The organism is Streptococcus parasanguinis (genome assembly GCF_009717775.1).
In the GTDB taxonomy this organism is placed as follows: Bacteria; Bacillota; Bacilli; order Lactobacillales; family Streptococcaceae; genus Streptococcus; species Streptococcus parasanguinis_AG.
This window is the reverse complement of the sequence record NZ_WMZF01000011.1, coordinates 14,816-29,235: the sequence shown is the minus strand read 5'-3', so window position 1 is coordinate 29,235 and position 14,420 is coordinate 14,816. Positions and strand designations below refer to the sequence as shown.

General features: G+C 45.3%; 15 protein-coding genes. 10 read left to right on the top strand and 5 right to left on the bottom strand.

Annotated elements, in window-relative coordinates:
* The first annotated feature begins 111 nt into the window (after nt 1-111).
* From GMC92_RS10245 to dtd, 8 genes are all read left to right on the top strand, one after another.
* Nucleotides 112-582, top strand: coding sequence for a DUF3013 family protein (locus GMC92_RS10245; protein WP_003009881.1), 471 nt, complete (start codon nt 112-114; stop codon nt 580-582).
* 53 nt (nt 583-635) lie between these two features.
* Nucleotides 636-1,178, top strand: a complete 543-nt coding sequence (locus tag GMC92_RS10240; protein WP_155200306.1) for a hypothetical protein — start codon at nt 636-638, stop codon at nt 1,176-1,178.
* 49 nt (nt 1,179-1,227) lie between these two features.
* Nucleotides 1,228-1,662, top strand: coding sequence for an NUDIX hydrolase (locus tag GMC92_RS10235; RefSeq protein WP_155200305.1), 435 nt, complete (start codon nt 1,228-1,230; stop codon nt 1,660-1,662).
* A gap of 41 nt (nt 1,663-1,703) precedes the next feature.
* Entirely contained in the window at nt 1,704-2,132 is a 429-nt protein-coding gene (locus tag GMC92_RS10230) for a GNAT family N-acetyltransferase (RefSeq protein WP_338324061.1), read from the top strand.
* A gap of 137 nt (nt 2,133-2,269) precedes the next feature.
* Complete coding sequence (prmA, locus tag GMC92_RS10225; RefSeq protein WP_125826758.1) at nt 2,270-3,220, top strand: 50S ribosomal protein L11 methyltransferase; 951 nt, start codon at nt 2,270-2,272, stop codon at nt 3,218-3,220.
* Between the two features lies 1 nt (nt 3,221).
* Nucleotides 3,222-3,965: a 16S rRNA (uracil(1498)-N(3))-methyltransferase gene (locus GMC92_RS10220; protein ID WP_070845857.1), complete on the top strand. Its 744-nt coding sequence runs from the start codon at nt 3,222-3,224 to the stop codon at nt 3,963-3,965.
* A gap of 162 nt (nt 3,966-4,127) precedes the next feature.
* Nucleotides 4,128-6,347 (top strand): RelA/SpoT family protein, encoded by a 2,220-nt coding sequence (locus GMC92_RS10215; RefSeq protein ID WP_070465231.1) that lies wholly within the window; start codon nt 4,128-4,130, stop codon nt 6,345-6,347.
* A 349-nt stretch (nt 6,348-6,696) separates the two neighbouring features.
* On the top strand, nt 6,697-7,140 hold the full coding sequence (dtd, locus tag GMC92_RS10210) for a D-aminoacyl-tRNA deacylase (protein ID WP_003004672.1): 444 nt from the start codon (nt 6,697-6,699) through the stop codon (nt 7,138-7,140).
* Between the two features lie 21 nt (nt 7,141-7,161).
* Here the strand turns inward: dtd and GMC92_RS10205 are convergent, their stop codons facing one another.
* Nucleotides 7,162-7,815: a metal-dependent transcriptional regulator gene (locus tag GMC92_RS10205; RefSeq protein WP_155168078.1), complete on the bottom strand. Its 654-nt coding sequence runs from the start codon at nt 7,813-7,815 to the stop codon at nt 7,162-7,164.
* A gap of 124 nt (nt 7,816-7,939) precedes the next feature.
* Between GMC92_RS10205 and GMC92_RS10200 the strand changes: the two genes are divergently transcribed.
* Entirely contained in the window at nt 7,940-8,965 is a 1,026-nt protein-coding gene (locus tag GMC92_RS10200) for a DUF3114 domain-containing protein (protein WP_061455732.1), read from the top strand.
* Between the two features lie 34 nt (nt 8,966-8,999).
* Here the strand turns inward: GMC92_RS10200 and tpx are convergent, their stop codons facing one another.
* From tpx to GMC92_RS10180, 4 genes are all read right to left on the bottom strand, one after another.
* The gene (gene tpx / locus GMC92_RS10195) at nt 9,000-9,494 is read right to left on the bottom strand and encodes a thiol peroxidase (protein ID WP_061455731.1); all 495 of its coding nucleotides are present in this window, start codon (nt 9,492-9,494) and stop codon (nt 9,000-9,002) included.
* Between the two features lie 87 nt (nt 9,495-9,581).
* Nucleotides 9,582-10,511: a metal ABC transporter substrate-binding lipoprotein/fibrin-binding adhesin FimA gene (gene fimA, locus GMC92_RS10190; RefSeq protein ID WP_061455730.1), complete on the bottom strand. Its 930-nt coding sequence runs from the start codon at nt 10,509-10,511 to the stop codon at nt 9,582-9,584.
* Nucleotides 10,512-10,522: 11 nt separating this feature from the next.
* Nucleotides 10,523-11,365, bottom strand: coding sequence for a metal ABC transporter permease (locus GMC92_RS10185; protein ID WP_003004302.1), 843 nt, complete (start codon nt 11,363-11,365; stop codon nt 10,523-10,525).
* Nucleotides 11,362-12,084, bottom strand: a complete 723-nt coding sequence (locus GMC92_RS10180; RefSeq protein WP_049473923.1) for a metal ABC transporter ATP-binding protein — start codon at nt 12,082-12,084, stop codon at nt 11,362-11,364. The genes GMC92_RS10185 and GMC92_RS10180 overlap by 4 nt, the downstream gene beginning before the upstream one ends.
* A 192-nt stretch (nt 12,085-12,276) precedes the next feature.
* On the opposite strand from GMC92_RS10180, the gene GMC92_RS10175 reads away from it, so the two are divergent.
* Nucleotides 12,277-14,172: a M13 family metallopeptidase gene (locus tag GMC92_RS10175; RefSeq protein ID WP_155200304.1), complete on the top strand. Its 1,896-nt coding sequence runs from the start codon at nt 12,277-12,279 to the stop codon at nt 14,170-14,172.
* Nucleotides 14,173-14,420 lie beyond the last annotated feature (248 nt).

The window sequence follows — 14,420 nt, the reverse complement described above, 5'->3', positions numbered from 1 at the left end:
CTTCTCCTTTCTAGCTTTGTCTCCTTTCAAAGAGACGGTTTTTATGGTAAGATTGTAGTAACTATTGTATCATATTCCGCTCTAAGAGTGGGAAATTAGAAAGAGGACGCTATGTCTAAATACGGATTTTTGGATGTTTTAGAAGAGGAGATGGACAAGGTTTTTCCCTTTGATTTTGAGATCAATTGGGATAAGAAAAACCATGCGGTAGAAGTGGCTTTTCTCTTGGAAGCGCAAAACACAGGCGGGGTTGCACTGGTTGATGAAGCCGGTGAAGAGTCTGATGAGGATATTTTCTTTGAAGAAGCCGTGCTCTTCTACAATCCAGCCAAGTCTCATGTGGAAGAAGATGCCTATTTAACGGCGATTCCTTATGAGCCTAAAAAAGGCTTGTCTCGTGAGTTTCTAGCCTATTTTGCGACTTTCCTCCGAGATACAGCTGAGTTGGCCTTGGATGAGCTCATGGATTTCTTAGCAGACGAAGAAGCAGAGAGCTTTGAGATCGTCTGGAACCAAGAAGTTTTTGAAGAAGGCAAAGTTGGCCTAGAAGAAAGCACCTTTTATCCCTATCCGAGATATTAGAAAAGATTCTAAGTGTTTTTTTGAATACTGGATTCAAGGAGAAGGGGAAAACTATGCTAGAAAAAGTCAAACAGTTTTTCAGGAGAAGGTCAGATAAATCTGAGCAATCAGTTTGCATTCTTCCCCGCAATCGCTTTGCGGATTTAGATTTTGAGCGAGTATTGAAGTCAGGAACTCGTTGTTGTGTTGATGAAGATGGGCACTATGTTGAGGATGGTAAAATCACATTATTTGAATTTTCTATAGATTTTGCAGAATTTGAGTTCATAGGTGATTTCAAAATTGAGGAGGAATATCAGTTTAAGCAACTATTAGCTCGTTTAAATAGTATTGATAATGCCATTCAGTCCCATTTGGAAAGCGAGTTGCAACAACCCATCCCTCAGTATGCTAAGGATCTAGGCTATACTCAGAAGAGGTGGGAGAAAACCTTTTACTTCCATCCTTGGATATTAAGTTTTGAGGAAAACCCGCCTAATCTTCGCTATGTTGCAGATTATGTAAATGATGAGTTTACGGTTTATTTTGCTAAAAAACATGGCAGATGGCAAGCATACTGGGATGCAGAGTGCCAAAAAGTAATCGAAGAAAGCTAGCTCGTATTTTCCTAGAGAGTAATTGTTATCATAGAAAAGAGTAAATATCATGGAATTATTGGATAGCAGAATGGATTTCCAAGGTTGCAAGATTGCCTTGATTTGTGGGGATAAGGTCTTGACTATCTTACGTGATGACAAGGACGATATCCCTTGTCCCAACATGTGGGAGTTGCCAGGTGGTGGTCGTGAAGGAAACGAAAGCCCTTTTGAATGCGCAGCGCGTGAAGTTTATGAGGAACTGGGAATTCATTTAGATGAAGACTGTCTGCTTTGGAGCAAGATTTATCCTAGCGTAATCTTTAAAGACAAGCAATCGGTCTTTATGGTTGGTCAGCTAAGACAAGAACAATTTGACAATATTACCTTTGGGGATGAAGGACAGGCCTATAAACTGATGCCTATTGAGGAGTTTTTGAAGTCTAAACAGGCAGTGCCTCAGCTACAGGGGAGATTGAGGGATTATTTGGAGGAGAGTTTATGATAAGACTTGAACGAGCAGGAGAAGAGGATTTATAGGACGTCATTGCGATTCAAAGAGCTAGCTTTAAGGCTGTTTATGAAAAATACCATGATGAATATGACCCTTATCTCGAGGACCGCGAACGAATCAAGTGGAAATTAGTCGAGCGTCCCAATAGCTATTACTACTTTGTGAAAGAAAACGAAGAGAAGATTGGTTTTTTACGAATTCATACCAATGAAGAGTTAACGGAAGCTTGGTTGGGAACAGCAGCGATTTTGCCTCCGTATCAGGAAAAAGGGTATGGTTCTGAAGGATTGCGCTTGCTAGAAGAGGAATTTCCAACCATCACACAGTGGGATCTGTGTACGGTGTTACAGGATGCAGGCATGGTCGCCTTCTACGAGAAGAATGGCTACCATCAAACCCATATCGAGCCTGAAAAAGAAGGTATGGATATGGTCTACATGAAAAAATTGATTGACAAATAGAAAGGACGGTTCGGTTAAATTTCTAAACTGAACCCGCCCTAAACACTATGCCAAAAAGATAAACTTCTCTTAGACACAAGTGTCTTCAGAGAGTTTCCTATTTTGGCTTTGTGTTTTACGGGCTTGGTATCTTAATGATGGAAACATGGCAAGAGTTAAAAGTTACAGTGAAGCGTGAAGGGGAGGAGCTGGTCTCCAACCTCTTGATCGAGTTAGGTGCCCAAGGGGTCGCAATCGAAGACAGCATGGACTATGTGGGGAATGTCGACCGTTTCGGGGAGATTTTTCCTGAGGTCGAGCAGCAAGAAGAAATCGTGGTGACGGCCTACTACCCGGAAACGGTTGATGTAGCAGCGGTTGAAGCGGATTTGCAGGCTCGCTTGGCAGAATTGACCGACTTTATGGATCTGGGTGAGGTCAAGATGGGTACGACTGCCTTGGCTGAGGAAGACTGGGCAGACAACTGGAAGAAATACTATGAACCAGCTCGTATCACTCATGACTTGACCATCGTGCCGTCATGGACGGACTATGAGGTGACAGCGGGAGAAAAGATTATCAAGCTGGATCCTGGTATGGCCTTCGGAACAGGAACCCACCCGACAACCAAGATGAGCCTCTTTGCCTTAGAGCAGGTTCTCCGTGGTGGCGAAACGGTGCTAGATGTAGGAACTGGTTCAGGTGTCCTTTCCATTGCTAGCTCCCTTCTTGGTGCCAAGGAAATCTTTGCCTATGACTTGGATGACGTAGCGGTTCGCGTCGCTCAGGAAAATATTGAACTCAACCCAGGCATGGAAAACATCCATGTAGCCCCAGGCGATTTGCTGAAAGGCGTGGAGATTGAGGCAGATGTCATCGTGGCCAACATCCTGGCGGATATCCTTATCCATCTGACAGATGATGCTTATCGCTTGGTCAAGGATGAAGGTTATCTCATCATGAGTGGCATTATCAAGGACAAGTGGGACATGGTGCGCGAGTCGGCTGAGTCAGCAGGATTCTTCCTTGAAACCCACATGATCCAAGGGGAATGGAATGCCTGCGTCTTCAAGAAGACCAAGGATGTCTCCGGTGTGATTGGAGGCTAGCATGCAGCAGTATTTTGTAAAAGGTTTGGCTAGCTCACCTGTCGCCATTGAGGACAAGGAAACCAGCAAGCACATGTTTCAGGTCATGCGCTTAAAAGAAGATGATGAGGTGACTTTAGTCTTTGATGATGGGATCAAGCGCTTGGCGCGCGTGGTCAATGTAGAAGCCCGTCAGTTGGAGCTGGTTGAGGAATTAGCTGACAATGTGGAACTGCCAGTCCAAGTGACCATCGCATCAGGCTTTCCCAAGGGAGACAAGCTGGAGTTCATCACTCAGAAAGTAACAGAACTGGGTGCTAGCCAAATCTGGGCCTTTCCTGCAGACTGGTCCGTTGCCAAGTGGGACGGCAAGAAGTTGGGTAAAAAGGTCGAAAAACTAGAAAAAATTGCCCTTGGAGCAGCCGAGCAAAGCAAGCGGAATTTGGTCCCAAGCATTACCCTTTTTGAGAAAAAGGCAGACTTTCTGGCTCAGTTAGAACAGTTTGATCGGATCGTGGTGGCTTATGAAGAGTCGGCTAAAGAAGGAGAGGCAGCAGCTTTACTTCAGTCTCTGACCGGATTGGAAGCTGGAAGCAAATTGCTCTTTATCTTTGGGCCAGAGGGAGGCCTCTCCCCTGCAGAAATTGAAAGTTTTACAGTTAAAGGAGCCATTCTTGCAGGACTTGGTCCTCGCATCCTGCGAGCAGAAACAGCGCCACTCTACGCCCTCAGCGCCGTGAGTGTTGTCACAGAATTAATGAACTAACGAAGTGAAGGAATCGCTTCGTTAGTTTTTTTACAAGAATGATGAAAGCAAGGTGGATCCCAGAATGATCTTCGAGAAGTATCCGTATATTAAAGTAGCTTCATTGGTTCCCATCTGCTTCTAAAAGTGTTAAAATAGTATCCAAGAAACTGGAGAAAATACATGCCGAAAGAAGAGAATTTAACAGGGGACCAAGTCGTTGCCCTTACAAAAAAATATTTATCACCTGAAGATGTTGCTTTTGTACAAAAGGCTTTGGTCTATGCGGTTGATTGCCATAATGGGCAATTCCGTCAGTCTGGCGAGCCTTATATCATCCACCCAATTCAAGTAGCAGGGATCCTTGCCAAGCTGAAACTGGATGCTGTGACGGTCGCCTGCGGCTTTTTGCATGATGTCGTGGAAGATACGGATGCGACTTTAGATGATTTAGAGCGCGAATTTGGTCATGATGTGCGCGTGATTGTCGATGGGGTGACCAAGCTCGGGAAGGTCAAGTACAAGTCCCATGAAGAGCAGTTGGCGGAAAACCATCGCAAGATGCTCATGGCCATGTCTCAAGATATCCGCGTGATTTTGGTTAAATTGGCTGACCGCTTGCATAATATGCGTACCCTCAAGCATTTGCGCAAGGATAAGCAAGAGCGCATTTCGCGTGAGACCATGGAGATCTATGCGCCACTCGCCCACCGTCTCGGGATTTCCAGCGTCAAGTGGGAGCTTGAGGATTTGTCCTTCCGTTATCTGAATGAAGTTGAATTCTACAAGATTTCGCATATGATGAAGGAAAAACGTCGCGAGCGAGAAGAGTTGGTCGAAGAGGTTGTCCACAAGATCGAGACCTATGCTGGGGAACGCCATCTGCATGGGAAAATTTATGGTCGACCAAAGCATATCTATTCGATCTATCGCAAAATGCAGGATAAGAAGAAACGCTTCGATGAAATCTATGACTTGATTGCCATCCGCTGCATCCTGGACACTCCAAGTGATGTTTATGCCATGCTGGGCTATATCCATGAGCTCTGGAAGCCAATGCCGGGTCGATTTAAGGACTATATTGCCAACCGGAAGGCCAATGGCTATCAGTCCATCCATACGACTGTATACGGCCCTAAAGGACCGATTGAGTTCCAGATCCGAACCAAGGAAATGCATGAGGTTGCTGAGTACGGGGTTGCGGCTCACTGGGCCTATAAAAAAGGGATCAAGGGTCAAGTTAACAGCAAGGAATCGGCTATTGGGATGAACTGGATTAAGGAGATGATGGAACTCCAAGACCAGTCAGGCGATGCCAAAGAATTTGTTGAAAATGTAAAAGAAGACATCCTGGCAGAAGAGATTTACGTCTTCACACCAGATGGAACCGTGCGCTCGCTTCCGAAAGATTCTGGGCCGATCGATTTTGCCTATGAAATCCACACCAAGGTTGGGGAAAAAGCGATTGGTGCCAAGGTCAACGGCCGGATGGTGCCCCTTAATACCAAACTTCGGACGGGAGACCAGGTGGAGATTATCACCAATGCCAACTCCTTTGGTCCGAGCCGTGACTGGCTGACCCTTGTCAAAACCAGCAAGGCGCGCAACAAGATTCGTCAATTCTTTAAAAATCAAGATAAGGAATTGTCTATTAACCGTGGCCGTGACCTCTTGATGGCCCAATTCCACGAGCATGACTTGGTAGCCAATAAGTTCATGGACAAAAAGCACATGGACAAAGTGCTACAAAAATCAAGCTATAAGACAGAAGAAGCCTTGTTTGCGGCGATTGGTTTTGGAGAGATTGGGGCTATTACCATCTTTAACCGCTTGACGGAGGATGAACGCCGAGAAGAAGAGCGGGCTAAGGCACGCGCAGAAGCAGAAGAGCTAGTCAAAGGTGGCGAGGTCAAGGTTGAAAATAAAAAAGACACCCTCAAGGTCCGTCACGAAGGTGGCGTGGTCATCCAAGGTGCTTCTGGGCTCTTGATTCGGATTGCAAAGTGCTGTAACCCAGTTCCAGGTGATGAAATCGTCGGCTACATTACCAAAGGGCGCGGTGTTGCGATTCATCGTCGAGACTGTATGAACCTACGTGCCCAAGACAACTACGAGCAACGCTTGATTGATGTGGAGTGGGAAGATAACAACACGACCAAGGACTATATCGCTCACATCGATATTTACGGGCTCAACCGTGCAGGCCTTCTGAACGACGTGCTCCAAGTCCTCTCCAATACAGCTAAGATGATCTCAACTGTTAATGCCCAACCAACCAAAGATATGAAATTTGCCAATATACACATTTCCTTTGGGATTCCAAACTTGTCTATGTTGACAACAGTTGTGGATAAGATTAAGAGTGTGCCGGAGGTGTACTCTGTTAAGCGTACCAACGGCTAATTCGGCTGCTCAGAACTCTTTTATTGCTTGGTTAGCTCGTCTCGCCGTACTTAAGTACTGTCTTCGTCTCGCTGCCTTGCACTAAAAGCAACTGAACAGCCTTTACTTTTCAGATAGTGTGCCTGCGTCTCACTGCCTTGTCTGGAGCCGATTTTCTTTGAAGTAAGTAAGAACATGGTCAGAATTCTTTTATTAGTTGGTTAGCTCGCCTTGCTGCCTTGCTCTAAAAGCAACTGAACAGCCGTTGCTTTTCAGCTAGTCTGCCTGCGTCTCACTGCTTTGTCTGAAGTTGATGTTCTTTGAAGGTTAGTAGTGAATGCCCAATAGATTTATAAAATAGGATAGTAAAATGAAATTAGTGATTCAACGGGTTAAGAGTGCCTCAGTTTCCATTGATGGTCAAGTCTACAATGCGATCCAGCAAGGCTTGTTGCTCCTAGTGGGAGTGGGGCCTGAGGATGACCAGAAGGATTTGGATTATGCGGTCCGCAAGGTATCGCAGATGCGGATTTTCTCAGATGAGGAAGATAAGATGAATCTTTCGGTCAAAGATGTCCAAGGGGAAATCTTGTCGATCTCTCAATTTACCCTCTTTGCGGATACCAAAAAAGGCAACCGTCCTGCTTTTACAGGGGCTGCCAAGCCAGATATGGCCAGTCAGTTATATGATGCCTTTAATGATCAATTAGAAAAAGAAGTCCCTGTCAAACGAGGGATCTTTGGGGCCGATATGGCGATTGAATTGATCAATGATGGTCCAGTGACGATTTTGTTAGATACAAAAAATCCATAAGTAAGAAAACATGCAGTCGGTTTAGACTGCATGTTTTTCGATATAGAGTTGTTGGGCGATCACTTGGTTGATAGAAATTTCTTGTCCTTGGATGACTAAGTGATAGAGGCCTGTGTAGTCATCATATCGTTGAAACGCGATAGTATCCCCAATCTGGAGATGGATCTGGTCTAAGAATTTTAACAATTCATAGGTGTCATGGACCCTTTGCAGAATATACAGACCAGGTTGGGTCGCTTCGCTGAGACGGTCTTGGTAGGCTTCGACAAGCCTTTCGCCTTTCTTTGGAATTGTCCCACCGTGAGGGCAGGTCTTAGGAGTTCCAAGCATGTGATCCAGCTGGTCAATGAAATGTTCAGAAACGGTATGCTCGAGAACTTCTGCCTCTTCATGGACTTCTTCAGTTGTATAGTCAAGTTTTTCCAGAAGAAATACTTCGATCAAGCGGTGCTTGCGGTAGAGATCAGAGACCAACTGCGATCCTAGATCCGTTAGTAGATACCCATGGGTCTTATCCTTCACCAAGAGACCCTCTGAGATCATGCGCTTAATCATCTCGGTCACAGCGGGTGGAGAGACCTGCATGCGACTCGCGATTTCCTTGTTGCTAATTTTTTCTACTTCTGTGCCAATTTCATAAATGCACTTGAGGTAATCTTCTTTGTTTGGTGTCATGCTTTCCTCTTTTCTTCGCTCACTTCTAGTATATCAAAAATCTCCTCAAAAACGCTAGTGGAGTAATGAGAATTGTCTCAAGCTCCAAAAGATGGTAGTATAGAAGCATAGAAAGGACGGCACTATGAACAGACGGGAATTAGTGAGATTAGGCTGGAGAGAGAGTAGTTTAGCCTATCTAGAGAAGCACTTGCAGGGATTGAAAGATCCACAAGCCTACCAAGAACAATACCAGTCTGTCTTTTTCTTTGCCAGTCCTCTGTTTCAAAATATGTGGTTTCAAGAGATCAAAGATCTAACGGAAACGGCTGCCCAAGACTTGCTGAGGGGAGTCATGAAAATTCTTCTTATGCCAAGTGACCTGTCCGGAACTTGTGAAGAAACAGCCTTTCTTCTGAGTAGGATGGCTCCAGATTGTCCGCCAGGTTCCGACTTTTGGAAGGCTTTTTCACACGTCGTGCAAATCGCCTTTGAAAAGGATCCCTTAGCAGATCAGTCGGGAGATCAGCTCTTGAAACGCCAGGTTCACCAGTTACGCTACCTACTTTCAAGTTACCAAGCCCAGTGGATTCGGACGCATGAGGCCAGAGCTGGACAGACTGACGAGGAGGCCTTACAAGCTTACCTACAGGAGGCTAGAGCGGTCACGGTGGATGCTTATGCGGCTGCTCGCCTTCACAATAAGGTCTCCCTAGGGCCAGATGGTCACCTTCATTATCCATCAGGGACCTCCCAACAAGTCAATTTCAAGGTCTTGTTAAATTTCCATACGGAGTATATTCTCGATCAAGCCGGGCGTTTTCTCAATGAAGTCGATCCAGTAGAAGTTTCTGAAAATGGCATTGTCAATGGGGCTAGTTTTAACTACGGGCTGGCTAGGGGACGGACCCATAAGGACTTAGATATTGACCCCGTCAAAGCTTGGGATCCAGCCTTTCGCAAGCATGTCCTCTATCAGCAAGATGTTCGCTATCTAGCCCCTAAAAATGATCGCAGTGTCGAAGGCTACTGGAGTCGAAAAGGAGTCTTTGCACAAGGAGGCAAGAGCTACAAGCAACAAGTGGCACAGCGCGTGCGGAGTTTCCTCAGAGGCATCCCTCGCTTACGCTGGCGCGTCCTCCTACAGAATGGACTTCATCGGATTTTATAGCAATGGAAAAGAGGTCGCAGACCTCTTTTTTCATTTATCCAAGCGCATTGACGGCTTCGATTGCAGCGTCGTAATTTGGTTCGCTGTTGATATTGTCTAGGTATTCAACGTAAGTAACCTTGTTATCCGCATCTAAGACCAAGACAGCGCGTGCGAGTAGGTGCCATTCATTGATCAAGAGGCCGTATGCTTTCCCGAAGGAATGGTCGTAGTAGTCTGAGAGCATGATGGCATTGTCGAGCCCTTCAGCAGCGCACCATTTACCTTGAGCAAAAGGAAGGTCGACAGAGACCGTCAAGACGACAGTGTCTTCCATATCCGATAAGGTTTGATTGAAGTGACGTGTTTGCATCGAACAGATACCTGTGTCGATGGATGGGATAATGCTGAGGACTTTTTTCTTGCCAGCAAAATCAGCTAAAGATTTCTTCTCAAGAGCTGGAGTGATCAATGAAAAGTCATGAGCAGTATCGCCAACTTGAAGTTGAGATCCGGTAAAGGTAACAGGGTTTCCTAAAAATGTTGTCATAGCAAAGACTCCTTTTTTCTTTTCATTGTACATCAATGAAGGGGGAAGAGCCACTGATTTGTTTGAGAATCTAATCAGTTTGGAATCTTATTTGTTCAAACCTTCTGCGATCTTGTCTAAGTTCCATTTCATCATGCTGTAGTAGCTATCACCTTTTTCTCCCTCTTTGGCAATGGAATCAGTGAAGATCTTTGCATAGATCGGGATATTGGTATCTTTAGACACAGTTTTCATAGGACGTTCATCGACGCTAGATTCAACAAAGAGGGCAGGCACCTTGGTTTGCCGGAGCTTTTCTACCAGCGTTTTGATTTGGTCAGGTGTGCCTTCTTCTTCCGTATTGATTTCCCAGATATAGGCGGATGGGACGCCGTAGGCTTTGGAGAAGTATTTGAAGCAGCCTTCGCTGGTTACAATCATCTTCTTCTCTTCTGGGATATTGTTGAATTTTTGTTTGGCTTCTTGGTCGAGCTTGCTGAGTTTTTCAGTATAGGCAGCTAGATTTTTTTCGTAGAAGTCCTTGTTTTTGGGATCTTTTGCGATCAATTGTTTGGCAATGTTTTTAGCGTAGAGGATCCCGTTTTCGAGATTGAGCCAAGCGTGAGGGTCTTCTTTTCCAGCTTGGTTTTGGCCTTCCAAGTAGATGACGTCGACTCCGTCGCTAGCTGCGAAATAGTCTTTGTTTTCAACTTTATTGGCATTTTTGACCAATTTAGTAAACCAAGCATTGCCACCGGTTTCGAGGTTGATCCCGTTGTAGAAGATGAGGTCTGCTTGCGAAGTCTTTTTGACATCTTCTGGAAGCGGTTCGTACTCGTGAGGATCTTTGCCGACAGGAACGATACTGTGCAGCTCGATCTTATCCCCAGCTATATTTTTGGTGATATCTGCAAGGATGGAGTTGGTGGTGACCACTTTCAATTTATCAGAAGCTCCAGAAGAAGAGCCTTTGCTACAGGCCAACAGACCAAATAAGAGTGCCACAAAGAGGGCGAGGATAGAAGCGGTTTTTTTCATGTGTTTCTCCTTTAATGAGATGAAAGAGCGTGCTTATTCTTTCTCTGCTTAGGAGCGATAAAGAAGCTGATGAGAAAGAAGACAGCAGAAGTGAGGACAATACAAGACCCGACGGCGATGTTTAAGCTATAGCCAATAAAGAGTCCCAGGATGGATGCAAGAGCACCTAATCCGGATGAAAGGAGCATCATGGACCAGAGACTATTGGTATAGAGATAGGCCGTCGCAGCGGGTGTAATGAGCATGGCGACGATGAGAATGGTTCCGACACTCTGCATAGCAGTGACAGAAACCAAGGTCAAGAGCACCATAAGGAGGTAGTGATAGACCTTGACCCGGACGCCCATGGATTGAGCCAGAACAGGATCAAAAGATGTGAGCAGTAAGGGTCGAAAGAGTAGGACAATCACCAGCAAGACCGCAGCACCAACACCGATGGTTATCCACATATCCCGGTCTTGGACGGCCAAGATATTCCCAAAGAGGATGTGGAAAAGGTCGGTGGAACTTTTAGCGACTCCAATCAGGATGACTCCTAAGGCGAGGAAAGAAGAAAAGGTAATCCCAATTGCAGTGTCGCTCTTGATGATGGAGTTGCTCTTGATATAGGTGATAAGGACGGACGCCAGGAGGCCAAAGACAATAGCGCCAATAAAGAAATTGATGCCTAGGATAAAGGAGAGAGCCACACCAGGAAGAACTGCGTGTGAGATAGCGTCTCCCATGAGAGACATGCCTCTTAAAATAATGAAGCATCCAACGGCTCCAGCGACAATCCCGATGGCGATGGCTGTGATCAGGGCATTCTGTAAGAAGTGGAATTGCTGTAATCCATCGATAAATTCTGTAATCATCCGACGCCACCTCCTATAAAGAGTTCATGCCCATAGGCTGCATGCAGATTTTCTTTGGTAAAGGTTTCCTCTGTTTTCCCAAATGCAATCAGTTTACGATGAAGGAGGAGGACCTGGTCGAAATAAGCTGGGACCTTGCTGAGGTCGTGATGGACGATCAGAATGGTCTTGCCTTCTTGTTTCAAGGTCTGGAGGGTCTGCATGATGATGTCTTCGCTGACAGAGTCAATCCCTGCGAAGGGCTCATCCAAAAAAATGACATCCGCTTCTTGGACCAAGCAGCGGGCGATCAGCACCCGTTGGAATTGCCCTCCTGAAAGCTGGCCGATCTGGCGATCCGCTAGATCAAGAAGATTGACAAGTTTCAAGGCATTTTCCACTTTTTGGAGATCTTCTTTGCTTTTTCTCTTGAAGATAGAAAGGTGGGGATAAAGACCCAGTGAGATGCACTCCCGCACCGTGATGGGGAAGTGGAAATCAATAGCGGATTTCTGTTCGACGTAGGCCACTCGTTGAAGAGCTTGGCCGAGATCTTTTTGATCGAGCAGGACCTTTCCCGCATGAGGGAGAAGTCCTAGCATGGCCTTGATTAGGGTTGATTTTCCAGCCCCATTGGGGCCAAGAATGCCTAGGATGGTTGGACCCTGGATGGTGAGGGAAAGATCCTCCAAGGCCAGTGTTTGCTGGTAAGCAACACTGAGATGTTCAATTTGAATCATGATTTTGCTCCTTTACCATTAATATACATGAATAAAAAAATTAAGTCAAGTTAATTTTTGAAATAATTATACACGAATAAAAAGTTAAGTCAAGTTAATTTTTAAAATAATTCAACTTAAATCTCTTGAAATCATTGAAAAAAGTTCCTATTTTTGATAAGGTTATTAGAAAAGAATGAAAGCGAGAAGATCATGGTACGTTTACAAGATGATTTTTATGATTACGTCAATGGGGAATGGGCTGAGACAGCTGTGATTCCTGATGACAAACCGTCAACTGGTGGTTTTATGGACTTGATCCAAGATATCGAAAACTTGATGTTGGATATCACTGGAAAATGGCAACGGGGAGAAGAGCTGCCTGAAGACAGCATTCTGCAAAACTTCGTCAAATACCACAAAATGGTGGCAGATTTTGATGCGCGAGAAGCAGCCGGTGTCGCTCCAGCTATGCCTTTGATCAATGAAATTAAGGCTCTGTCTTCTTTTGAAGACTATACCAGCAAGTTGGGTACCTATGAACTAGCTGGCAAACCAAATCTCATGCCATTTAGCGTGTCACCAGACTATATGAATGCTCAAATGAATGTCTTGTGGGGAGAAGCGCCGGCTCATATCTTGCCAGATACGACCTACTATGAAGAAGGCAACGAAAAAGGACCAGAATTGCTGGCTATCTGGCGCCAAATGATGGAAAAACTCTTACCTAAATTTGAATTCTCAGAGGCAGAAATCAAAGATATCCTGGATAAGGTCATTGCGTCGGATGCAGAATTGGCCAAATATATCTTGTCAAATGAAGAAAGATCCGAGTACAACAAACTCTACCATCCTTATGAGTGGGCAGATTTCAAGGCCTTGGTTCCAGAATTGCCACTCGATACTTTCTTTACAGAAGTGATCGGACAAACTCCGGATAAAATCATCGTTCCAGAAGAGCGTTTCTGGAAGGAATTCGCACCAACATTCTATTCAGCAGCCAACTGGGAAACTATTCATGCAAGATTGAAACTCGGTGCAGCCGTAGATTGGACTTTATTCTTGACCGAAGAAATCCGTGTCTTGGCTGGTGAATATAGTCGTACGATTGCAGGTGTTCCAGAACCTCGTCCAAAAGAAAAGGCGGCCTTGTCATTAGCAGAAGTACCATATAGCCAAGCGCTTGGACTCTGGTATGCGGGAGAAAAATTTTCACCAGAAGCAAAAGCAGATGTAGAGCATAAAGTAGCGACCATGATTGACGTCTACAAGGAGCGCTTAGAAAAAGCAGACTGGCTCGCTCCTGAAACTCGTGAAAAAGCCATTGTCAAACTCAATGTCATCACACCACATATCGGCTACCCTGAAAAATTACCAGAAACATACGCCAAAAAGATCATCGACGAAAGCAAGACCTTGGTTGAAAATGCTCAAGCCCTTTACGAAATTTCCATTGCCCATACTTGGAGCAAGTGGAACCAACCGGTTGATCGAAGCGAATGGCACATGCCAGCCCACCTGGTCAATGCCTACTATGATCCGCAACAGAACCAAATCGTCTTCCCAGCAGCGATTTTACAAGCACCTTTCTATGACCTTCACCAATCATCATCAGCCAACTACGGCGGAATCGGTGCAGTCATTGCCCATGAAATCTCCCACGCCTTTGACACCAATGGAGCATCCTTTGATGAGCACGGTAGCTTGAAAGACTGGTGGAAGCCAGAAGATTACGAAGCCTTTACCGCTCGGACTCAAAAAGTCATCGATCAGTTTGAAGGACAAGACTCTTACGGTGCCAAGATCAACGGGAAATTGACCGTTTCTGAAAACGTAGCAGACCTCGGTGGTATCGCTGCAGCCCTTGAAGCCGCTAAGAAAGAGGAAGATTTCTCAGCAGAAGAATTCTTCACCAACTTTGCTCGCATCTGGCGCATGAAAGCTCGGACAGAGTACATGCAACTCCTCGCAAGTGTCGATGTCCATGCACCAGGAAAACTTCGCACCAATGTCCAATTACCAAACTTTGACGAATTCTTTGAAACCTTTGATGTCAAAGAAGGCGACGGCATGTGGCGCGCACCAGAGGATCGTGTGATTATTTGGTAAACTAAGATAGGAGAGACGATTCGGTTTACCGAAACTTCCTGCAGAAAAATAGGAAATCAATGCCGCATTCCCTGAATGCCAATTGATTTATCTTTTTTCCAAAGGAAGTAGTCTCGACTTCAGTTAAGCAATTGATTGATTTTCTTGACCATGTGGGCCATGCCCACCAGGCAATCTCTCTTTTTCTCGACGCTTTTAGGGCGAGTTCAATTTCGCGATACTCGTTTCGTTGATCAAAGTAAGTAGTC

Coding starts and splice junctions, on each gene's coding strand:
- GMC92_RS10245 (WP_003009881.1), top strand. CDS start 112: ATGTCTAAATACGGATTTTTGGATGTTTTAGAAGAGGAGATGGACAAG.
- GMC92_RS10240 (WP_155200306.1), top strand. CDS start 636: ATGCTAGAAAAAGTCAAACAGTTTTTCAGGAGAAGGTCAGATAAATCT.
- GMC92_RS10235 (WP_155200305.1), top strand. CDS start 1,228: ATGGAATTATTGGATAGCAGAATGGATTTCCAAGGTTGCAAGATTGCC.
- prmA (WP_125826758.1), top strand. CDS start 2,270: ATGGAAACATGGCAAGAGTTAAAAGTTACAGTGAAGCGTGAAGGGGAG.
- GMC92_RS10220 (WP_070845857.1), top strand. CDS start 3,222: ATGCAGCAGTATTTTGTAAAAGGTTTGGCTAGCTCACCTGTCGCCATT.
- GMC92_RS10215 (WP_070465231.1), top strand. CDS start 4,128: ATGCCGAAAGAAGAGAATTTAACAGGGGACCAAGTCGTTGCCCTTACA.
- dtd (WP_003004672.1), top strand. CDS start 6,697: ATGAAATTAGTGATTCAACGGGTTAAGAGTGCCTCAGTTTCCATTGAT.
- GMC92_RS10205 (WP_155168078.1), bottom strand. CDS start 7,815: ATGACACCAAACAAAGAAGATTACCTCAAGTGCATTTATGAAATTGGC.
- GMC92_RS10200 (WP_061455732.1), top strand. CDS start 7,940: ATGAACAGACGGGAATTAGTGAGATTAGGCTGGAGAGAGAGTAGTTTA.
- tpx (WP_061455731.1), bottom strand. CDS start 9,494: ATGACAACATTTTTAGGAAACCCTGTTACCTTTACCGGATCTCAACTT.
- fimA (WP_061455730.1), bottom strand. CDS start 10,511: ATGAAAAAAACCGCTTCTATCCTCGCCCTCTTTGTGGCACTCTTATTT.
- GMC92_RS10185 (WP_003004302.1), bottom strand. CDS start 11,365: ATGATTACAGAATTTATCGATGGATTACAGCAATTCCACTTCTTACAG.
- GMC92_RS10180 (WP_049473923.1), bottom strand. CDS start 12,084: ATGATTCAAATTGAACATCTCAGTGTTGCTTACCAGCAAACACTGGCC.
- GMC92_RS10175 (WP_155200304.1), top strand. CDS start 12,277: ATGGTACGTTTACAAGATGATTTTTATGATTACGTCAATGGGGAATGG.